Genomic DNA, 14,617 nt, shown 5'->3' with positions numbered 1-14,617 from the left:
CCGCCGTCGCCGTCGCTCAGCCGGCGGGGCAGGTCGCTCCCGACGGGCAGAAGGAGTCGTACGCCGCGGTGAACGGCGCCGTCACGTCCGAGCCCTCCGGGCCCGAGGAGCGGATCGCGTAGAGCCGGCCGTCGGCGGCGGCGAAGCGGCGGTCGATGACCTGGGTGGGGCCGGAGGTGGTGTCGTCGTAGCGGTAGTCCAGTTCGGACCAGCCGGGGCCCGAGGCGCGCTTGAGGACCCGGTAGCCGTGGAGGACCTGGACGAATCCGCTGGGGCCGTTCTCCGCGAGGTCCAGGGACTTGGCGGGGGTCTGCTCCACCACCTCGAACAGTTTCAGGCTGCTGTCGCCGCCGGGCGAGCTGTAGGTGACGACCTCCGCGCTGACCCCGCGCTCCTCCTGGCGCGTCCAGCCGTCCGGCACGTCGAGGCTGTAGCCGACGGGGTCCACGGCCCGGCGGTAGCCCGGCGAGGGGCCCGTGCTCGCCACGGTCTCGGGGGTGGTGGAGGCAGAGGCCTCGTCGGTGGCCGACGGGGTGGGGGTGGCCGGTGGGGCGGACGCGTCGGCCGGCGCGGTGGCGCTCACGGAGGCGTGCGCCGCCGGGCCGGCCTGGTGATGGCCGGTGCCGTGGTCGCGGGCGGCCCACCACACCGCGGCACCGGCCCCGCCCCCGGCGAGGACGGCCACCACCGCGACCAGGACCAGGCCCGTGCGGGGACCGCGGGCCCGCGCGGGCGGCACGGGCTGCGGGGGCGTGGGGGCTGGGTCGGGGGCGGGGGTGGGTATGGGCGTGGCGGGCTGGGCGTACGGGACGTACGTGGGCGGCGGGGTTGGCGAGCGCGGAAGCGGGGGCGGAGCGGGTGCCGGACCCGGCGGGCCGGCGGGGCCCACCTGCGTCTCGGCGCCCGCCCACCAGGGCGTGTCCGGGGTCTTCGGCCGTGCGCCGGAGCCCCCCTCGTCGTCCACCCACCGCTGCTGTTCCGCGTCCCACCGTTGGCGCATGGCGTACCCGTCCCCCAGAAGCCGTACGGAACTCGACGATAGCGGCGTACACGCCGACAGGCCCCGTCCCGTACGAAAACGGGACGGGGCCTGCACACGTCGGTGACGGTCCGGAGGCGGTCCGGACGGCGGTCCGGCGGCTGTCAGATGAGGCCGAGGGAGCGGACGGCCTCGCGCTCCTCCTCGAGCTCCTTGACGGAGGCGTCGATGCGGGCGCGGGAGAAGTCGTTGATCTCCAGACCCTGGACGATCTCGTACTTGCCGTCCTTGGTGGTGACCGGGAAGGAGGAGATCAGGCCCTCCGGGACGCCGTAGGAGCCGTCCGAGGGGATGCCCATGGAGACCCAGTCGCCCTCGGCGGTGCCGTTGACCCACGTGTGCACGTGGTCGATGGCGGCGTTGGCGGCGGAGGCGGCCGACGAGGCGCCGCGGGCCTCGATGATGGCCGCGCCGCGCTTGGCGACGGTCGGGATGAAGTCCTCGGCCAGCCACTTCTCGTCGTTCACGACCTCGGCGGCGTTCTTGCCGGCGACCGTGGCGTGGAAGATGTCCGGGTACTGGGTGGCGGAGTGGTTGCCCCAGATGGTCAGGCGCTTGATGTCGGCGACCGTGGTGCCGGTCTTCTTCGCCAGCTGGGTCAGCGCGCGGTTGTGGTCCAGGCGGGTCATCGCGGTGAAGCGCTCGGCCGGTACGTCCGGGGCGGCGGCCTGCGCGATGAGCGCGTTGGTGTTCGCCGGGTTGCCGACGACCAGGATCTTGACGTCGTCCGCGGCGTGGTCGTTGATGGCCTTGCCCTGCGGCTTGAAGATGCCGCCGTTGGCCTCGAGGAGGTCGCCGCGCTCCATGCCCTTGGTACGCGGGCGGGCGCCGACGAGGAGGGCGACGTTGGTGCCGTCGAAGGCGACGTTCGGGTCGTCGCTGATGTCGATGCCCTGGAGGAGCGGGAACGCGCAGTCGTCCAGCTCCATGGCCGTGCCCTCGGCGGCCTTCAGCGCCGGCGTGATCTCCAGGAGGCGCAGCTTGACCGGCACGTCCGCGCCGAGCAGCTGGCCGGAGGCGATGCGGAAGAGCAGGGCGTAACCGATCTGGCCGGCCGCGCCGGTGACGGTGACGTTCACGGGAGTGCGGGTCATGGCGTTCTCCGTATGACAGCTGGCGGTGGGGCGTCCCTGCCCCGGGGTGCGGATGATCGATCTCTTGGCGTCAAGAGATGTCCGGCCGTCAGGCTATCGCGCATCCGCGATGCGAGACGTCCGGGCCCCTGTGGCCCGGCCCACAGACTGACCTCGCTCCTTGCGCCAAAAGGCGGCCGCCCGTCCGGGAGAGGAGAGACGAGGGCGGCCGCCGTACGGGGGTTGCCGGAGGACCGGAATCCCGTGGGGGTGTTGTCCGCCTTCCCCGTTCGGCGGATCCCATGCACGCGGTACGGCATCGGTCAGGGCTGATCGGTGCACGCCTGCCGGCCGGAGGCCAGGGTCGCGCAGGCCTTCGCCCCGGCCGCGTCCCTGACGGCGATCATGGGGGTGTACGCGATGGTGTCGCCGGCCGCCGTGACGGTGCCGGTCTCCTGGCGGCCGCCGGCCACGACCCGCACCTCGTCCCCCTGTCCGGCCCGCGTGATGCGGCCCCACGCCGCACCGCAGGTCCGGCTGTAGCGGACCTCGAGAAGGGCGTTCCCCACGGTGACGCTGCGCGCGGTGCTCACGAGATTCCCACTGCATCCCATGCTCTCGGCGTCCTTCCCGGTGCAGGAGGCCCCGGCGCACTTGACCCCCGCCGGCAGCTTCAGAGGTGTGGTGGCGGAGGGCGACGGCGACTTGGCGGCCCCCGCCGCCTTCCCGCCGCGGTCGCCGCCGGTCGCGTAGAACACGGCCCCGATGAGCACCAGCACCCCGGCCAGCCCGGCGAGGAACATGACCGCCCGCCGCCCGCGCCCCCGGTCACCACGGGCGGAGGGCGGGGCGGGCCGGGACGGCCCATCGTCCTTGCCGGAACTGGACGGCCCGGCGGGGCCGTCCGGCCCCGCCGAACCGGGGCGGCCGGAGGGACCGGGGTTGGCGGACGGACCGGCCGAACCCGGGCGCACGGACGAACCGGACGGCTCGCAGCGCGCGGACGGACCGGACGGTCCCCGAACGGCGGCGCCGTGGGCCGCGACGGCCGCACCCCCGGCGTCGCGGCCGTCCGCCCCGGTGGGCCCCCGGTACCCGGCCAGCCCCCAGGAGTTGGGCACCGCCCCCGCCCCCGCGCCGCCACCAGCACCGGCACCCGCACGGCCACCGGAACCGCCACCGGCACCGGCACCGGCACCGGCAGCCGCACGGTCACCGGCGCCACCGCCGGCCGCGGCGGCCCCCGTGTCCGGAACGGTCGCGTCGCGGCCGACGGCGTCGCGCGGTTCCGCGGGCGTGCCGCCCACGGCGGTGTCGCGGGGCTCGGTCTCCGGCGACGGTGCCGTGGGCGGGGTGGGGCCGGACAGCGCGGCTCTGGCGCGGGATATGCGGATGGCTTCCATCGTGCGGTCGTGGCGCAGTTCCGCGCGGCTCCAGGCGCGTTCGGCGAGTTCCCACATCGTGACGAGGTGTGCCGGCTCCGTGCCGGTGACCTCGGCGAGGGCGACGACCGCTCCCTTGGGCGCGAGGAGCCGGCCGTTGAGATACCGGTCCCAGGACGTCCTGCTGTACCCCGTCCGGTCGGCGAGCGCCGCCACGCTCAGACCGCCGCGGTCCACCACCCGCCGCAGCTGACTCGCGAACTCCCTGACCTGCGGGTCGAGTTCCTCGGGCAAGGCCTTCCAACGAGCCATAGCTTCCCCCCCTGCTCCCCGGTGCTTGCCTGAATGTCCACGCTAGCCCGGTTGTCGGGCGACTTCTCCCCCGAACCCTGCTTTGTGGGCACATCGGTACACGGGCGCGCGCCCCGCTCAGCCCAGCGCCACGGCGCCCGCCACCGCGGTGACCATGAGGACGAGGAGCAGCAGCACGGCGTAGATCAGGAGGCGTCCGCCCGGCCCGTGCCGCGGGCTCTCCTCGGGCCGGTCCCACCAGGGAACGGTGGGGTCGTCCTCGTACGCCTCGCTCCCCTCGGGCCGCTCGGGGGCGGCCGCCGGGCGGGGCCAGGCCTGGACGGCCATCTCCCAGCGCACGGTGTGGCGTTCGGCGTCCGGACCGTCCAGTCCCGCGACCCGGCACAGCGCGGCGACCGCCTGCCGGGGCGGCGGCTGGACGGCGTTGAGGTAGCGCTGCCAGGACGACTTGCTGTACGCGGTGCGCGCGCCGAGCGCGACCAGGCTGAGGCCGGTCCGGTCCTTCAGCAGGCGCAGCTGCTCCACGAAGTGCCGTACCTCCGGCGGCAGATCGTCCGGCAGCGGCTGCCAGGCGCCCATCGCTCACCTCCACGGCGTCCCTCGCGTTGCCCGGTCGCAGCGAGTGACGACACCCGCGGGCACAACGGTTCCCGCGCCGGGCGCGAGCGCCCCTGTGGCCAAGCGCGGACACCGTAGCGGAACGGTCACTTCCGTGCCACAGCGCACGGACAGCCGTTGAACAGGCCGTTCAGGTGCACCAGGGTGGATGCGGGACGGCGGCCCGTCCTGACTCGGGGGAGAGGATGGGCCGCCGTCGCCGTGCGCGCTCCGGGGCGCGCGCGGGCGTCACTGGCTGTTGCGGACGGTGAAGTGCAGCGCGTCGTCCAGGAACGGTATCTCCAGCCACGGCTTGGGCTGCGCCATCAGCGCGAGCAGCACGATGGCACAGCCGAGGACGCCGTAGGTGACGATGTCGGTGAAGCGGGAGCGCACGGCGAGCATCCCCACCCTGGGCAGGAGCCACCGCAGCGCGGCGCCGCCGAGCAGCGCGACGCCGATGAGCAGCAGCCCGACGCGGAAGGCGTCGAAGGCGGTCACCAGCAGCCCCAGCCCGACCACGGACAGCACGGCGAGGATCGGCCACTGCCGCGCGGGCGCGGGGGCGTCGCCGGACGCGGCCCGGCCGCCGCCCTCGGGGCGCGCGGTGTCCCTGGTGAACAGCGGGAAGCGGCGCGTGACCCGGCGCGGCCGCCCGTCCGCGTCCGGCGCGCTGACCGCGTCCCGCACCTCGGTCTCCGGCTCGGCGGCCGCGGGGGTGCCCCGGGTGCCGCCGTCCGCCTCAGCCGACACTGCGCTCCGCCGCCTCGACCACGTTGACCAGCAGCTGGGCCCGCGTCATGGGGCCGACGCCGCCGGGGTTCGGGGAGATCCATCCGGCCACCTCGCGGACGTCCGGGTGGACGTCGCCCACGATCCTGCCCTCGTCGTTGCGGGAGACGCCGACGTCGAGGACGGCCGCGCCGGGCTTGACGTCCTCGGCGCGCACCAGGTGCGCCGAGCCGGCGGCGGCGACGATGATGTCGGCCCGCTTGAGGTGGGCGGACAGGTCGCGGGTGCCGGTGTGGCACTGGGTCACGGTGGCGTTCTCGCTGCGGCGGGTCAGCAGCAGCGGCATCGGGCGGCCGATGGTGACGCCCCGGCCGACGACCACGACCTCCGCGCCCTTGATCTCCACGCCGTGGCGGCGCAGCAGCGTGAGCACGCCGTTGGGGGTGCAGGGCAGCGGGGCGGGCTCGTTGAGGACGAGGCGGCCGAGGTTCATCGGGTGCAGGCCGTCGGCGTCCTTGTCGGGGTCCATCAGCTCCAGGACGCGGTTCTCGTCGATGCCCTTGGGCAGCGGCAGCTGGACGATGTAACCGGTGCAGGAGGGGTCCTCGTTCAGCTCGCGGACGACCGCCTCGATCTCCTCCTGCGTGGCGGTCGCGGGCAGTTCGCGCTGGATCGAGGCGATGCCCACCTCGGCGCAGTCGCGGTGCTTGCCCGCGACGTACTTGCGGCTGCCGGGGTCGTCCCCGACCAGGATCGTGCCGAGGCCGGGCGTGACGCCCTTCTCCTTCAGCGCCGCCACGCGGGCGGTCAGATCGGACTTGATCTCGGCTGCGGTGGCCTTGCCATCGAGAATCTGGGCGGTCATGCCCCCATCCTCGCGGATGACCGGCCCGTCGTTCCAATCCGGGTCCGCCGAAGCGTCCGTCCCGGTCCGTCCGCCCGATCGCCGCCAAGATCAGTGATGTTGCACTTGCACAACACATGCGAAATGCGGCTGGACAAGCATGTCCTCGGTCAAGAACGATGAACCGCACAGTGCCGCGGGCAGCTCAACGGGGGGACGGACCGCACTTTCTGTAGACATCTCCTCCGAACGGTGCCGCCGCGCGTCGTCCCCGCACTTGATCAACGGAGGAAACACCGCCATGAGTTACGGCGACCCGAACAACCCCTACGGCGCCCCGCAGCAGCAGCCGCAGCAGGGTTACGGCTACCCGGCGCAGGGCCAGGCCCCGGGCTACGGCTACCCGCAGGCCCCGCCGGTCCAGCCGTACGGCGCTCCGGTGCCGGAGACGATGCCGGGCACGGTGAGCGCGGCCCGCGTGATGCTGTGGGTGATCGTCGGCCTCCAGGCGATCGGTGTGGCGATCTTCGTCTTCAGCGCGCTGACCATCGACCACCTGAAGAAGAACGGCGACCTGCCGCAGCTCTCCGACTACCCGACCGGCGCGCTGTGGGGCTTCGCGGTGCTCGCCCTGGCGTGGCTGGTGTGGGCGGCGGTGCTGGCGGCGAAGTTCACCAGCGGCGGCAACGGCCTGCGCGTGACGACGCTGGTCTTCGGCATCATCACCGCGGTGCTCGCCCTGTACCCGTTCACGCTGGTGGGCATCGTCCACCTGGTGCTGGCGATCCTGATCGCCGTCTTCGTGGGCAACGCCAAGGGCAAGGCCTGGTTCAACCGGCCCCGCTACTGAGCCTGCGCCCGCTACTGAGCCGGCCCCGCTACTGAGCCCGACGCGCCTTCCCGGGCGCGTGCGACCGCGGCCTCCGTCCCCTTCCCGGGGAGCCGGAGGCCGCGGTCGTTCCCGGCCGGGGGCGGCCGGTGGACGGTCAGTGGAAGAAGTGGCGGGTGCCGGTGAAGTACATCGTCACGCCGGCCTTCTTCGCGGCCTCGACGACCTGCTCGTCGCGGATCGAGCCGCCCGGCTGGACGATCGCCCGGACGCCGGCCGCGATGAGGATCTCGGGGCCGTCGGGGAAGGGGAAGAAGGCGTCGGAGGCGGCGTAGGAGCCGCGCGCCCGCTCCTCGCCCGCCCGCTCGACCGCGAGCCGGCAGGAGTCGACCCGGTTGACCTGGCCCATGCCGACGCCGACCGAGGCGCCGTCCTTGGCGAGCAGGATGGCGTTGGACTTCACCGCCCGGCACGCCTTCCACGCGAAGGCGAGCTGCGCGAGCTCGTCGGCGGGGAGCGCCTCGCCGCTGGCGAGCGTCCAGTTGGCCGGGTCGTCGCCGTCGGCCTGGAGCCGGTCGGCGACCTGGAGCAGCGCGCCGCCGTCGATCGCCTTGACCTCGACGGGAGCGGCGGGCCCGGTGGGGGCCTTCAGGACGCGGATGTTCTTCTTCTTGGTGAGGGCTTCGAGGGCCCCCTCCTCGTAGTCCGGCGCGACGACGACCTCGGTGAAGATGTCGGCGACCTGCTCGGCCATCTCCCGGCTCACCGGACGGTTCACGGCGATCACACCGCCGTACGCGGACACCGGGTCGCAGGCGTGCGCCTTGCGGTGCGCCTCGGCCACGTCGGCCCCGACGGCGATGCCGCACGGGTTGGCGTGCTTGATGATCGCCACGCACGGCTCGTCGTGGTCGTAGGCGGCGCGGCGGGCGGCGTCGGTGTCCGTGTAGTTGTTGTACGACATCTCCTTGCCGTGCAGCTGCTCGGCCTGCGCGAGCCCGGCGCCGCCGGCGTCCGTGTACAGCGCGGCCGGCTGGTGCGGGTTCTCGCCGTAGCGCAGGGTGTGCGCGCGCTCCCAGGTGGCGCCGAGGAAGTCGGGGAACCGCGACTCGTCGACGGGCGCGTAGGAGGAGGCGAACCAGGAGGCGACGGCCACGTCGTAGGCGGCCGTGTGCTGGAAGGCCTCGGCGGCCAGGCGCTTGCGGGTGGCGAGGTCGAAGCCGCCGGACTTCACCGCGTGCAGCACGTCGGCGTAGCGGCCGGTGCTGGTGACCACGGCGACGGACGGGTGGTTCTTGGCGGCGGCGCGGACCATGGAGGGGCCGCCGATGTCGATCTGCTCGACGCACTCGTCGTCCGAGGCGCCGGAGGCGACGGTCTCGCGGAACGGGTAGAGGTTGACCACGACCAGGTCGAACGGCTCGACGCCGAGGTCGGCCAGCTGCTGCCGGTGGTCCTCGAGGCGCAGGTCGGCGAGGATGCCGGCGTGGACCTTCGGGTGCAGGGTCTTGACCCGGCCGTCCAGGCACTCGGGGAAGCCGGTGAGCTCCTCGACCTTGGTGACGGGCACACCGGCCGCGGCGATCCGCGCGGCGGTGGAGCCGGTGGAGACGAGTGCGACTCCGGCCTCGTGCAGCCCGCGCGCGAGCTCCTCCAGACCGGTCTTGTCGTAGACGCTGACGAGCGCGCGCCGGATGGGCCGCTTGTTGCTCTCGGCGGTCACAGGATTACTACCTTTCGTCCCTCGATGCGATAGCCGTTGCGGGCGAGCCGCCCCACGACCTCGACGAGCAGCCTTCGCTCGACTTCCTTGATGCGCTCGTGCAGAGCGCTCTCGTCGTCCTCGTCCCGGACCTCGACCACGCCCTGGGCGATGATCGGGCCGGTGTCGACGCCGTCGTCGACGAAGTGGACGGTGCAGCCGGTGACCCTGGCGCCGTACGCGAGCGCGTCCCGCACGCCGTGGGCTCCGGGAAAACTGGGCAGGAGGGCGGGGTGCGTGTTCACGAACCGCCCGCCGAACCGGGCGAGGAACTCCTTGCCCACGATCCTCATGAACCCGGCGGACACCACCAGGTCGGGCTCGTGGGCGGCGACGGCCTCGGCGAGCGCCGCGTCCCACTCCTCGCGCGTGGCGTAGTCCTGCACCCTGCGCACGAAGGTCGGCACCCCGGCGCGCTCGGCGCGGGCCAGCCCCTCGATGCCGTCGCGGTCGGCGCCCACGGCGACGATCTCGGCGCCGTAGGCCCCGGCTCCCGCCGCGTCGATCGCGTCGAGGAGCGCCTGGAGGTTGGTGCCGGATCCGGAGACCAGCACGACGAGGCGCTTGGCCACGGGCTTGGCGGCCACGATGGGGCCCTTTCTCGGGGAAGCTGTTTGTACGGTCGTACGAATGCTTCGGTCCCCCGGATACGGGGAAGCCTACGAAGCGGCCGACCGCCAGCAACGATACCGGCACACCGGACGGCCCCCGTGGGACGGGGGCGTGGCCGGAAGGTAGCGTCTGGGGAGAGCTGGTACGGGAACGCACCACGCGCACCGCGCGTTCTCCTGATGACGGGACCCCGCGCCCAGGGCGTTGAGCACCTGCGGGGACCCCCAGTTCAGTCGTGACTCACCAAGGGGAAGACGCTCACTTGATGCCGGACCGCAGCCTGCGACTCCTCACGCTCCCCCCGCAGCCGGCGCAGGGGAACACGCGCGGCGCCGTGCTGCTGCGGGAGCGCCCGAGTTCGCCGCCCGACGCCCCGTCGGGCGGTGGGAACGGCGGGGGGAACGGCGGGCGGGGCGGACCGGCCCCGGACGACAACCCCTTCGCTCCGCCGCCCGAGGGCGCCCCGGACAGCCCCTGGCGGCCGCGGCATCCGTCCGGCAACGGCTCGGACGAGGGCGGCTCCGGCGGCCAGGGCGACGGCTCGGGCTCCGGCTCGGGCGAGGACGGTCGTTCACCCTGGGGCAGTCAGTGGAGCGACCGGCAGCCCGGCCGTTCCCAGGGCGGCTTCGGCGAGCGGCCCCAGCGTCCGGGACCCGGCGGCCCGGGCGGACCCGGCGGTCCCGGCGGCGGCCAGGGCCCGGGGCTGCGCTGGGACCCCACGGACCCGGCCCAGCGCCGCGCGCGGTACGCGCTGCTGTGCGGGATGTGGGCCTTCTTCTTCGCCCTGTTCAGCTGGCCGTACGTGGCGCTGCTGCTCGGCGCGCTGGCGCTGTACTGGGGCGTGAGCTCGCTGCGCGCCAAGCCGGGCCGGTCCGACGCGGGCGGCGCCGCCCCGGCGCCCGAGGGCCGGCCGCAGACCACGGCCGCGGTGAGCGGCCTGGTCACCGCCTCGCTGGCGCTGGCCCTGGTCGCGGTGTCCTTCACCGCGCAGCTGGTGTACCGCGACTACTACTCGTGCGTGAACGACGCCCCGACCAACCAGGCCAAGCAGTCCTGCGACCGGCATCTGCCGCAGGAGCTGCGGGGCGTGCTGGGGATGAACGACTAGTCAGCCGGTCCGGTGTGCGGTCCGGCGTTCGGCGAGCCCTCCCGCGGGAGCGGCTGTGCGGGGCGTCAGCGTGCGAACTTCTCGACGGCCGCCGCGGTGACGGGCGTGAAGAAGTTGACGAGGTTGCCGTCGGGGTCACGGAACAGCAGCGACCTGTTGCCCCAGGGCATCGTGGTGGGCTCGGTGACGAAGTCGGTCACGAAGCCGGTCAGGTTCCGGTGGACGCGGTCGACGTCGTCGACGAGGAACTCGGTGATCACGCTGTGGTTGTCCGCCGGGCGGGCGGAGCCCGGGGCGAACAGCGGGACGGTGCGGGTGCCGGCGATCGCGAGGGTGGCGCCCGCGGTCCTGAGTTCGGCGAAGTCCTCGGTGGCCCACGTCGCCTTCGCCCCTGTGGCTCGCTCGTAGAACTCGACGAGGCGCGCGACGTCGCTGGTGATGATGCGGATCGAGACGAAGTCCATGGGGATCTCCTTGGCTGTGCGGGAGGCGTGCACTGCGCAGGCTAGGAGAAATAGAGGACAGAATCGGTCCAGTATTCGCGTTACGCTGCGAACATGCCCCGACCGACCGCCCGCGTGCTGACACTCCTGGAGCTGCTGCAGTCGGGCGGCACGCGGACGGTGGCCGAACTCGCCGACCGTCTCGGCGTCGAAGGGCGCACCGTGCGGCGGTACGTGGACCAGCTGATCGACCTCGATGTGCCCGTGGAGTCGGTGCGGGGCCGCTACGGCGGGTACCGGCTCGCCCCCGGGTACCGCCTGCCTCCGCTCATGCTCAGCGACGACGAGGCGCTGGCCGTGCTGCTCGGCCTGGTCGCCGGCCGCCGAGCGGGGTTGACGACGGCGGAGCACACGGCGAGCGAGACGGCATCGGCGAAGATCCGGCGGGTGCTGCCCAAGCGCATCGCCCGTCGGCTCGACACACTCCTGGAAGCACTCGCCTTCACGGATCGGCTCGACGACTCCGACGCCCCGGACGCCGGGGTCCTGCTCACCGTCGCCGACGCGGTGCGCCACCGCCGGCCGGTCTCGATCCGCTACACCGACCGCGACGGACGGCGCAGCGAGCGCACGCTGCACGCGTACGGGATCGTCGCCCACGCGGGCCGGTGGTACGTCACGGGCAAGGACGCCAGGATCGGCGAGGACCGGACCTTCCGGCTCGACCGCATCGCGGACGCGCGGACCCTGCCCGGCTCATTCGAAGCGCCCGTGGGTCCCGGTGCGGCACAGCGCCTGCTGTCGGGGTTCGCCACGGCCGAGTACCTGCATGAGGTGACCTTGCGGATCCACGGGACGGTCGAGCAGATCCGCGCCCACCTGCCCGCCGGCGTCGCGAGCCTGGAGGAGTACGCGCCCGTGACGGGCGAGGACCGGGCGACCGAGCGCTGGCTGCGCGTCGAGCTGCGGGCGGAACGGCTCGACTGGCTGCCTGCGGTACTCGCCTCACTCGACCGCCCGTTCGTCGTCGAGCGCCCCGATGAACTGCGCCACCTCGTCATCGCGCTCGCCGATCGCCTCACGTCCTGGGCCCGCCGGCCGCCTGACAGCGAGGAACCGCGCGTGTCATGAGAGGGCACAGCTAGGGGCGCGGGGCCCGGCCGGGGTCGCCGTCCTCGGGGGGCTGCGCCGGGGGGTTCGCGGGGGGATTCGCGGGGGGCTCGGTGGACGGTGGTTCGTGACCTTCGGGGGCCTCTTGCACTGCCGAGGGCTCTTGCACTGCCGGTGACCTGTCCGCCTCCGGCGGCCCGGCGTCGTGCGGCGGCTCCGCTTCCTGTGGCGTCTCCCCCGCCTCGTGCGGCTCCGTCGGTTTCGTCGCCGCCTGTCTGAGCGCCTCCCAGCGGGCCCGGCGGGCGGTGTCGTCGTCGTGCCAGGCGGAGGACTCGGGCCCCTCGGGATCCTGGGGCAGGACGTCGTACGGCTCGAGGGTCGGGTCCTGGAGCCGGGGCCCGGCCCCGGCGGCCTGCGCGGCGGCCGGTACCTTCGCCGCCGGGGCCTGACGGGGCCTGGCGATCCGCTGCCCGGTCCCGCTCTCCGCCGCCGTCGCCCTGCCGCCCCGGCAGCGCCACGCCCGTGCGGCCAGCGCCGTGGGCAGCGCCCCCGCCGCCGTCCACACCAGCGCCGCCGCGCCCACCTGCCAGCCCACCGGCCCGAACCGGGCGAGCGCGGCGTTGCCGAGCGGCCCGCCCGCCAGCTCGGCGAGCACCCCGAGCCCGAGCGCGCACAGCAGGCACGCGAGCCCCGCCCCGGCCACCGTGCGCCGCCATGTCCACGCCCGCACGGGTTCGCCCTGCCGTCCGTCCGGCGCGTCCCGTCCGTCCCGTACGGCCGCCCCGGCCACGAACCAGCCGATGGTCAGCCCGGCCGCCACCGGGACCACCGCCGCGACCCAGTGCGCCGAGGTGCCGGGGCCCGCGTCCGGCACCGCCGCCAGCAGCGGGAACGGCGGCAGCAGCGGGGCCGGGGCCGAGGCGAACGGGTCGACGACGTGTCCCGCGCCGAGGACGAAGCCGGGTCCCAGCGCGTACGCCACCGCCCACAGCACCGCGTTGGGCAGCAGCGCCAGGCACAGCAGCAGTACCGCGAACCGCCCCGACCAGCCCTCCGTCAGCCGTACGAAGGCGCCCTGGGCAGCCGCGGAGTGCCCGACCAGGGACACCCCGAGCACCAGCGCCCCGCCCCCGGCGAACACCGTCGCCCCCGCCCCGGCCGCCCGCGACGACGCGCCCAGGCGCGCGCGGGGTCCGGGCGCGAGGAGCAGCCGCCGGACGCTCTTGGGCAGCCTGCCCAGCGCCCGCTCCAGCGGCGCGCGCGGACAGCCGTACGCCGTCCACACGCCGCTGCCCGCCGCCACCACGGCGACCAGCGGCACCCACAGGAGGGTCCACGGCCACGAGGGGCGCAGCACACCGCCCGCCGCGTACACGGCGGCGGCCCCCGCGACGACGACGTAGCCGAGGACCACGCCCGCCCAGGCGGTGCGGGGCGGGAGGAGCGGTCCGCCGTCGCCCGCGTCGGTCGCGTCCCGTGCGGCGCGGTGCACGAGCAGCGCGGGCAGGGCGAGAAGCAGCAGCGGGGTCACCCCCACGGGTGCGGGCACCGAGGTGGGCGTGTCGGTGCGCAGCAGCTCGGCGCCGTGCGCGAGCAGCCACAGCGCGGCGGCCACGTGCAGGGCGCCGCCCGGGCCGCTGTCGGGGTACGGCGAGCTGATCCACAGGGCGATGACCAGGACCGCGAAGGAGCCGAGCCCGAGTCCCGCCGCGACGGCGCCGCCCAGGAAGCCGGCGCCGAGGCCGGGCGAGCGGTCGCGTACCCGGGTGCGCAGTCGGTGCAGGGGAGGGCGGCGGCGGGGCGTGCTGGTCACGACCGCCATGCTCCCAACGACACCCGCTTTCCCGGCGCAAGAGGCGAAGTTCCGCTGTGTCGCTCAATATACGTTTATGTGCCTATTCACACGGAGGGACGCATCGTGACGGACCGTCATACCGACCGGGACACGGCCACTCTGACACCCGTTCAGGCCTTCGACGCCCTCTACGCGTACTGCGCCCCCGCCCTCGTACGCCAGACCTACCTGCTCACCGGCCGGCACGACCGCGCCCGCGAGGCCGTCGAGCGCGCCTTCCAACAGGCCTGGCAGCGCTGGCCGGAGGTGGCCCACGACCGGGACCCGGCGGGCTGGGTGCGGGCGGCGGCGTACGAGTGCGCCCTGTCCCCCTGGCACCGCTTCCGCCCGGGCGGACAGCTCACCGACCCGCCCCCCGATCCCGCGGACCGCGCGCTCCAGGAGGTCCTGCTCAGGCTCCCGCCGCCGCACCGCCGCACCCTCGTCCTCTACGACGGCGTGGGTCTCGACCTGCCCGAGACGGCCGCGGAGACGGAGGCGAGCACCCCGGCGGCGGCCAACCGGCTGATGCACGCCCGCGAGGCCGTCGCCGCGCGCCTGCCGGAACTGGCGGACACGGCGGAACTGCACCGGCGGCTGACCCGGCTGGCCGCCACCGAACGCCTCCCGGCGGTCATGCCGACGGCGGTGCGTACGACCGGGGAGCGCAGGACCCGGTTCTGGACCCGCTCCGCCGTCGCCTTCACGGTCACCATCATCGGCGCCACCGCGCTCACCCTGCGCACCGCTCCCACGCACTACCTCGCGCCGGTGTCCCCGGGGCACGCGGTGGCGGGACTGCCGGCCGCGGGCGCGCTCGGGCCGCTGTCCAAGGACGCGCTGAAGCTGCGGAAGAAGCTGCGCGAGCAGCAGGCGGCCGGGCCGGAACGGCTGATGCCCGAGGCGAGGTGAGACGGCCGGACGGCACGGCGCCACGTGG

General features: G+C 74.4%; 14 protein-coding genes. 4 read left to right on the top strand and 10 right to left on the bottom strand.

Annotated elements, in window-relative coordinates; translation table 11 throughout:
- Positions 1 to 16: 16 nt before the first annotated feature.
- From IE217_RS27450 to IE217_RS27425, 6 genes are all read right to left on the bottom strand, one after another.
- Positions 17 to 1,000 carry a serine/threonine kinase C-terminal domain-containing protein gene (locus IE217_RS27450; RefSeq protein WP_190180639.1) on the bottom strand — a complete coding sequence of 328 codons (984 nt, stop codon included), beginning with the start codon at positions 998 to 1,000 and terminating at the stop codon, positions 17 to 19.
- Positions 1,001 to 1,143: 143 nt separating this feature from the next.
- A complete protein-coding gene (locus tag IE217_RS27445; protein WP_190180638.1) occupies positions 1,144 to 2,133 on the bottom strand; it encodes a malate dehydrogenase in 990 nt (329 codons plus the stop codon).
- A 302-nt stretch (positions 2,134 to 2,435) separates the two neighbouring features.
- Positions 2,436 to 3,806: a helix-turn-helix domain-containing protein gene (locus tag IE217_RS27440; RefSeq protein WP_190180637.1), complete on the bottom strand. Its 1,371-nt coding sequence runs from the start codon at positions 3,804 to 3,806 to the stop codon at positions 2,436 to 2,438.
- A gap of 117 nt (positions 3,807 to 3,923) precedes the next feature.
- Complete coding sequence (locus tag IE217_RS27435; RefSeq protein WP_190180636.1) at positions 3,924 to 4,385, bottom strand: helix-turn-helix domain-containing protein; 462 nt, start codon at positions 4,383 to 4,385, stop codon at positions 3,924 to 3,926.
- Between the two features lie 267 nt (positions 4,386 to 4,652).
- Complete coding sequence (locus tag IE217_RS27430) at positions 4,653 to 5,156, bottom strand: DUF3017 domain-containing protein (RefSeq protein WP_190180635.1); 504 nt, start codon at positions 5,154 to 5,156, stop codon at positions 4,653 to 4,655.
- Positions 5,146 to 6,000, bottom strand: coding sequence for a bifunctional methylenetetrahydrofolate dehydrogenase/methenyltetrahydrofolate cyclohydrolase (locus IE217_RS27425; RefSeq protein ID WP_190180634.1), 855 nt, complete (start codon positions 5,998 to 6,000; stop codon positions 5,146 to 5,148). The genes IE217_RS27430 and IE217_RS27425 overlap by 11 nt, the downstream gene beginning before the upstream one ends.
- A 280-nt stretch (positions 6,001 to 6,280) precedes the next feature.
- Between IE217_RS27425 and IE217_RS27420 the strand changes: the two genes are divergently transcribed.
- Positions 6,281 to 6,829 (top strand): hypothetical protein, encoded by a 549-nt coding sequence (locus tag IE217_RS27420; RefSeq protein WP_190180633.1) that lies wholly within the window; start codon positions 6,281 to 6,283, stop codon positions 6,827 to 6,829.
- A gap of 136 nt (positions 6,830 to 6,965) precedes the next feature.
- Here IE217_RS27420 and purH read toward each other — a convergent pair whose 3' ends face one another.
- Together purH and purN are read right to left on the bottom strand one after the other, a co-directional pair.
- Entirely contained in the window at positions 6,966 to 8,531 is a 1,566-nt protein-coding gene (gene purH / locus IE217_RS27415; RefSeq protein ID WP_190180632.1) for a bifunctional phosphoribosylaminoimidazolecarboxamide formyltransferase/IMP cyclohydrolase, read from the bottom strand.
- Complete coding sequence (purN, locus tag IE217_RS27410) at positions 8,528 to 9,157, bottom strand: phosphoribosylglycinamide formyltransferase (RefSeq protein WP_190180631.1); 630 nt, start codon at positions 9,155 to 9,157, stop codon at positions 8,528 to 8,530. The genes purH and purN overlap by 4 nt, the downstream gene beginning before the upstream one ends.
- 290 nt (positions 9,158 to 9,447) lie before the next feature.
- Here purN and IE217_RS27405 point away from each other — a divergent pair, with 290 nt between their 5' ends.
- Positions 9,448 to 10,290 (top strand): hypothetical protein, encoded by an 843-nt coding sequence (locus IE217_RS27405; protein WP_190180702.1) that lies wholly within the window; start codon positions 9,448 to 9,450, stop codon positions 10,288 to 10,290.
- 65 nt (positions 10,291 to 10,355) lie between these two features.
- On the opposite strand, the gene IE217_RS27400 is transcribed toward IE217_RS27405, so the two are convergent.
- The gene (locus IE217_RS27400; protein WP_190180630.1) at positions 10,356 to 10,754 is read right to left on the bottom strand and encodes a VOC family protein; all 399 of its coding nucleotides are present in this window, start codon (positions 10,752 to 10,754) and stop codon (positions 10,356 to 10,358) included.
- 93 nt (positions 10,755 to 10,847) lie between these two features.
- Here IE217_RS27400 and IE217_RS27395 point away from each other — a divergent pair, with 93 nt between their 5' ends.
- Positions 10,848 to 11,864 (top strand): helix-turn-helix transcriptional regulator, encoded by a 1,017-nt coding sequence (locus IE217_RS27395; RefSeq protein ID WP_190180629.1) that lies wholly within the window; start codon positions 10,848 to 10,850, stop codon positions 11,862 to 11,864.
- A 10-nt stretch (positions 11,865 to 11,874) separates the two neighbouring features.
- On the opposite strand, the gene IE217_RS27390 is transcribed toward IE217_RS27395, so the two are convergent.
- Positions 11,875 to 13,665, bottom strand: coding sequence for a cell division protein PerM (locus tag IE217_RS27390; protein WP_190180628.1), 1,791 nt, complete (start codon positions 13,663 to 13,665; stop codon positions 11,875 to 11,877).
- 96 nt (positions 13,666 to 13,761) lie between these two features.
- Between IE217_RS27390 and IE217_RS27385 the strand changes: the two genes are divergently transcribed.
- Complete coding sequence (locus IE217_RS27385) at positions 13,762 to 14,589, top strand: RNA polymerase sigma factor (RefSeq protein ID WP_373298142.1); 828 nt, start codon at positions 13,762 to 13,764, stop codon at positions 14,587 to 14,589.
- The last annotated feature ends 28 nt before the right edge of the window (positions 14,590 to 14,617 follow it).

This window comes from Streptomyces naganishii JCM 4654 (genome assembly GCF_014650575.1).
GTDB lineage: Bacteria > Actinomycetota > Actinomycetes > Streptomycetales > Streptomycetaceae > Streptomyces > Streptomyces naganishii.
The sequence above is the reverse complement of the archived record's forward strand: the minus strand, read 5'-3'. Positions and strand labels throughout refer to the sequence as shown.

Excerpts from the sequence above, each read along its gene's own strand:
- IE217_RS27450 (WP_190180639.1), bottom strand. The coding sequence starts at position 1,000 with ATGCGCCAACGGTGGGACGCGGAACAGCAGCGGTGGGTGGACGACGAG.
- IE217_RS27435 (WP_190180636.1), bottom strand. The coding sequence starts at position 4,385 with ATGGGCGCCTGGCAGCCGCTGCCGGACGATCTGCCGCCGGAGGTACGG.
- IE217_RS27445 (WP_190180638.1), bottom strand. The coding sequence starts at position 2,133 with ATGACCCGCACTCCCGTGAACGTCACCGTCACCGGCGCGGCCGGCCAG.
- IE217_RS27400 (WP_190180630.1), bottom strand. The coding sequence starts at position 10,754 with ATGGACTTCGTCTCGATCCGCATCATCACCAGCGACGTCGCGCGCCTC.
- IE217_RS27425 (WP_190180634.1), bottom strand. The coding sequence starts at position 6,000 with ATGACCGCCCAGATTCTCGATGGCAAGGCCACCGCAGCCGAGATCAAG.
- IE217_RS27440 (WP_190180637.1), bottom strand. The coding sequence starts at position 3,806 with ATGGCTCGTTGGAAGGCCTTGCCCGAGGAACTCGACCCGCAGGTCAGG.
- IE217_RS27420 (WP_190180633.1), top strand. The coding sequence starts at position 6,281 with ATGAGTTACGGCGACCCGAACAACCCCTACGGCGCCCCGCAGCAGCAG.
- IE217_RS27395 (WP_190180629.1), top strand. The coding sequence starts at position 10,848 with ATGCCCCGACCGACCGCCCGCGTGCTGACACTCCTGGAGCTGCTGCAG.
- IE217_RS27405 (WP_190180702.1), top strand. The coding sequence starts at position 9,448 with ATGCCGGACCGCAGCCTGCGACTCCTCACGCTCCCCCCGCAGCCGGCG.
- IE217_RS27390 (WP_190180628.1), bottom strand. The coding sequence starts at position 13,665 with ATGGCGGTCGTGACCAGCACGCCCCGCCGCCGCCCTCCCCTGCACCGA.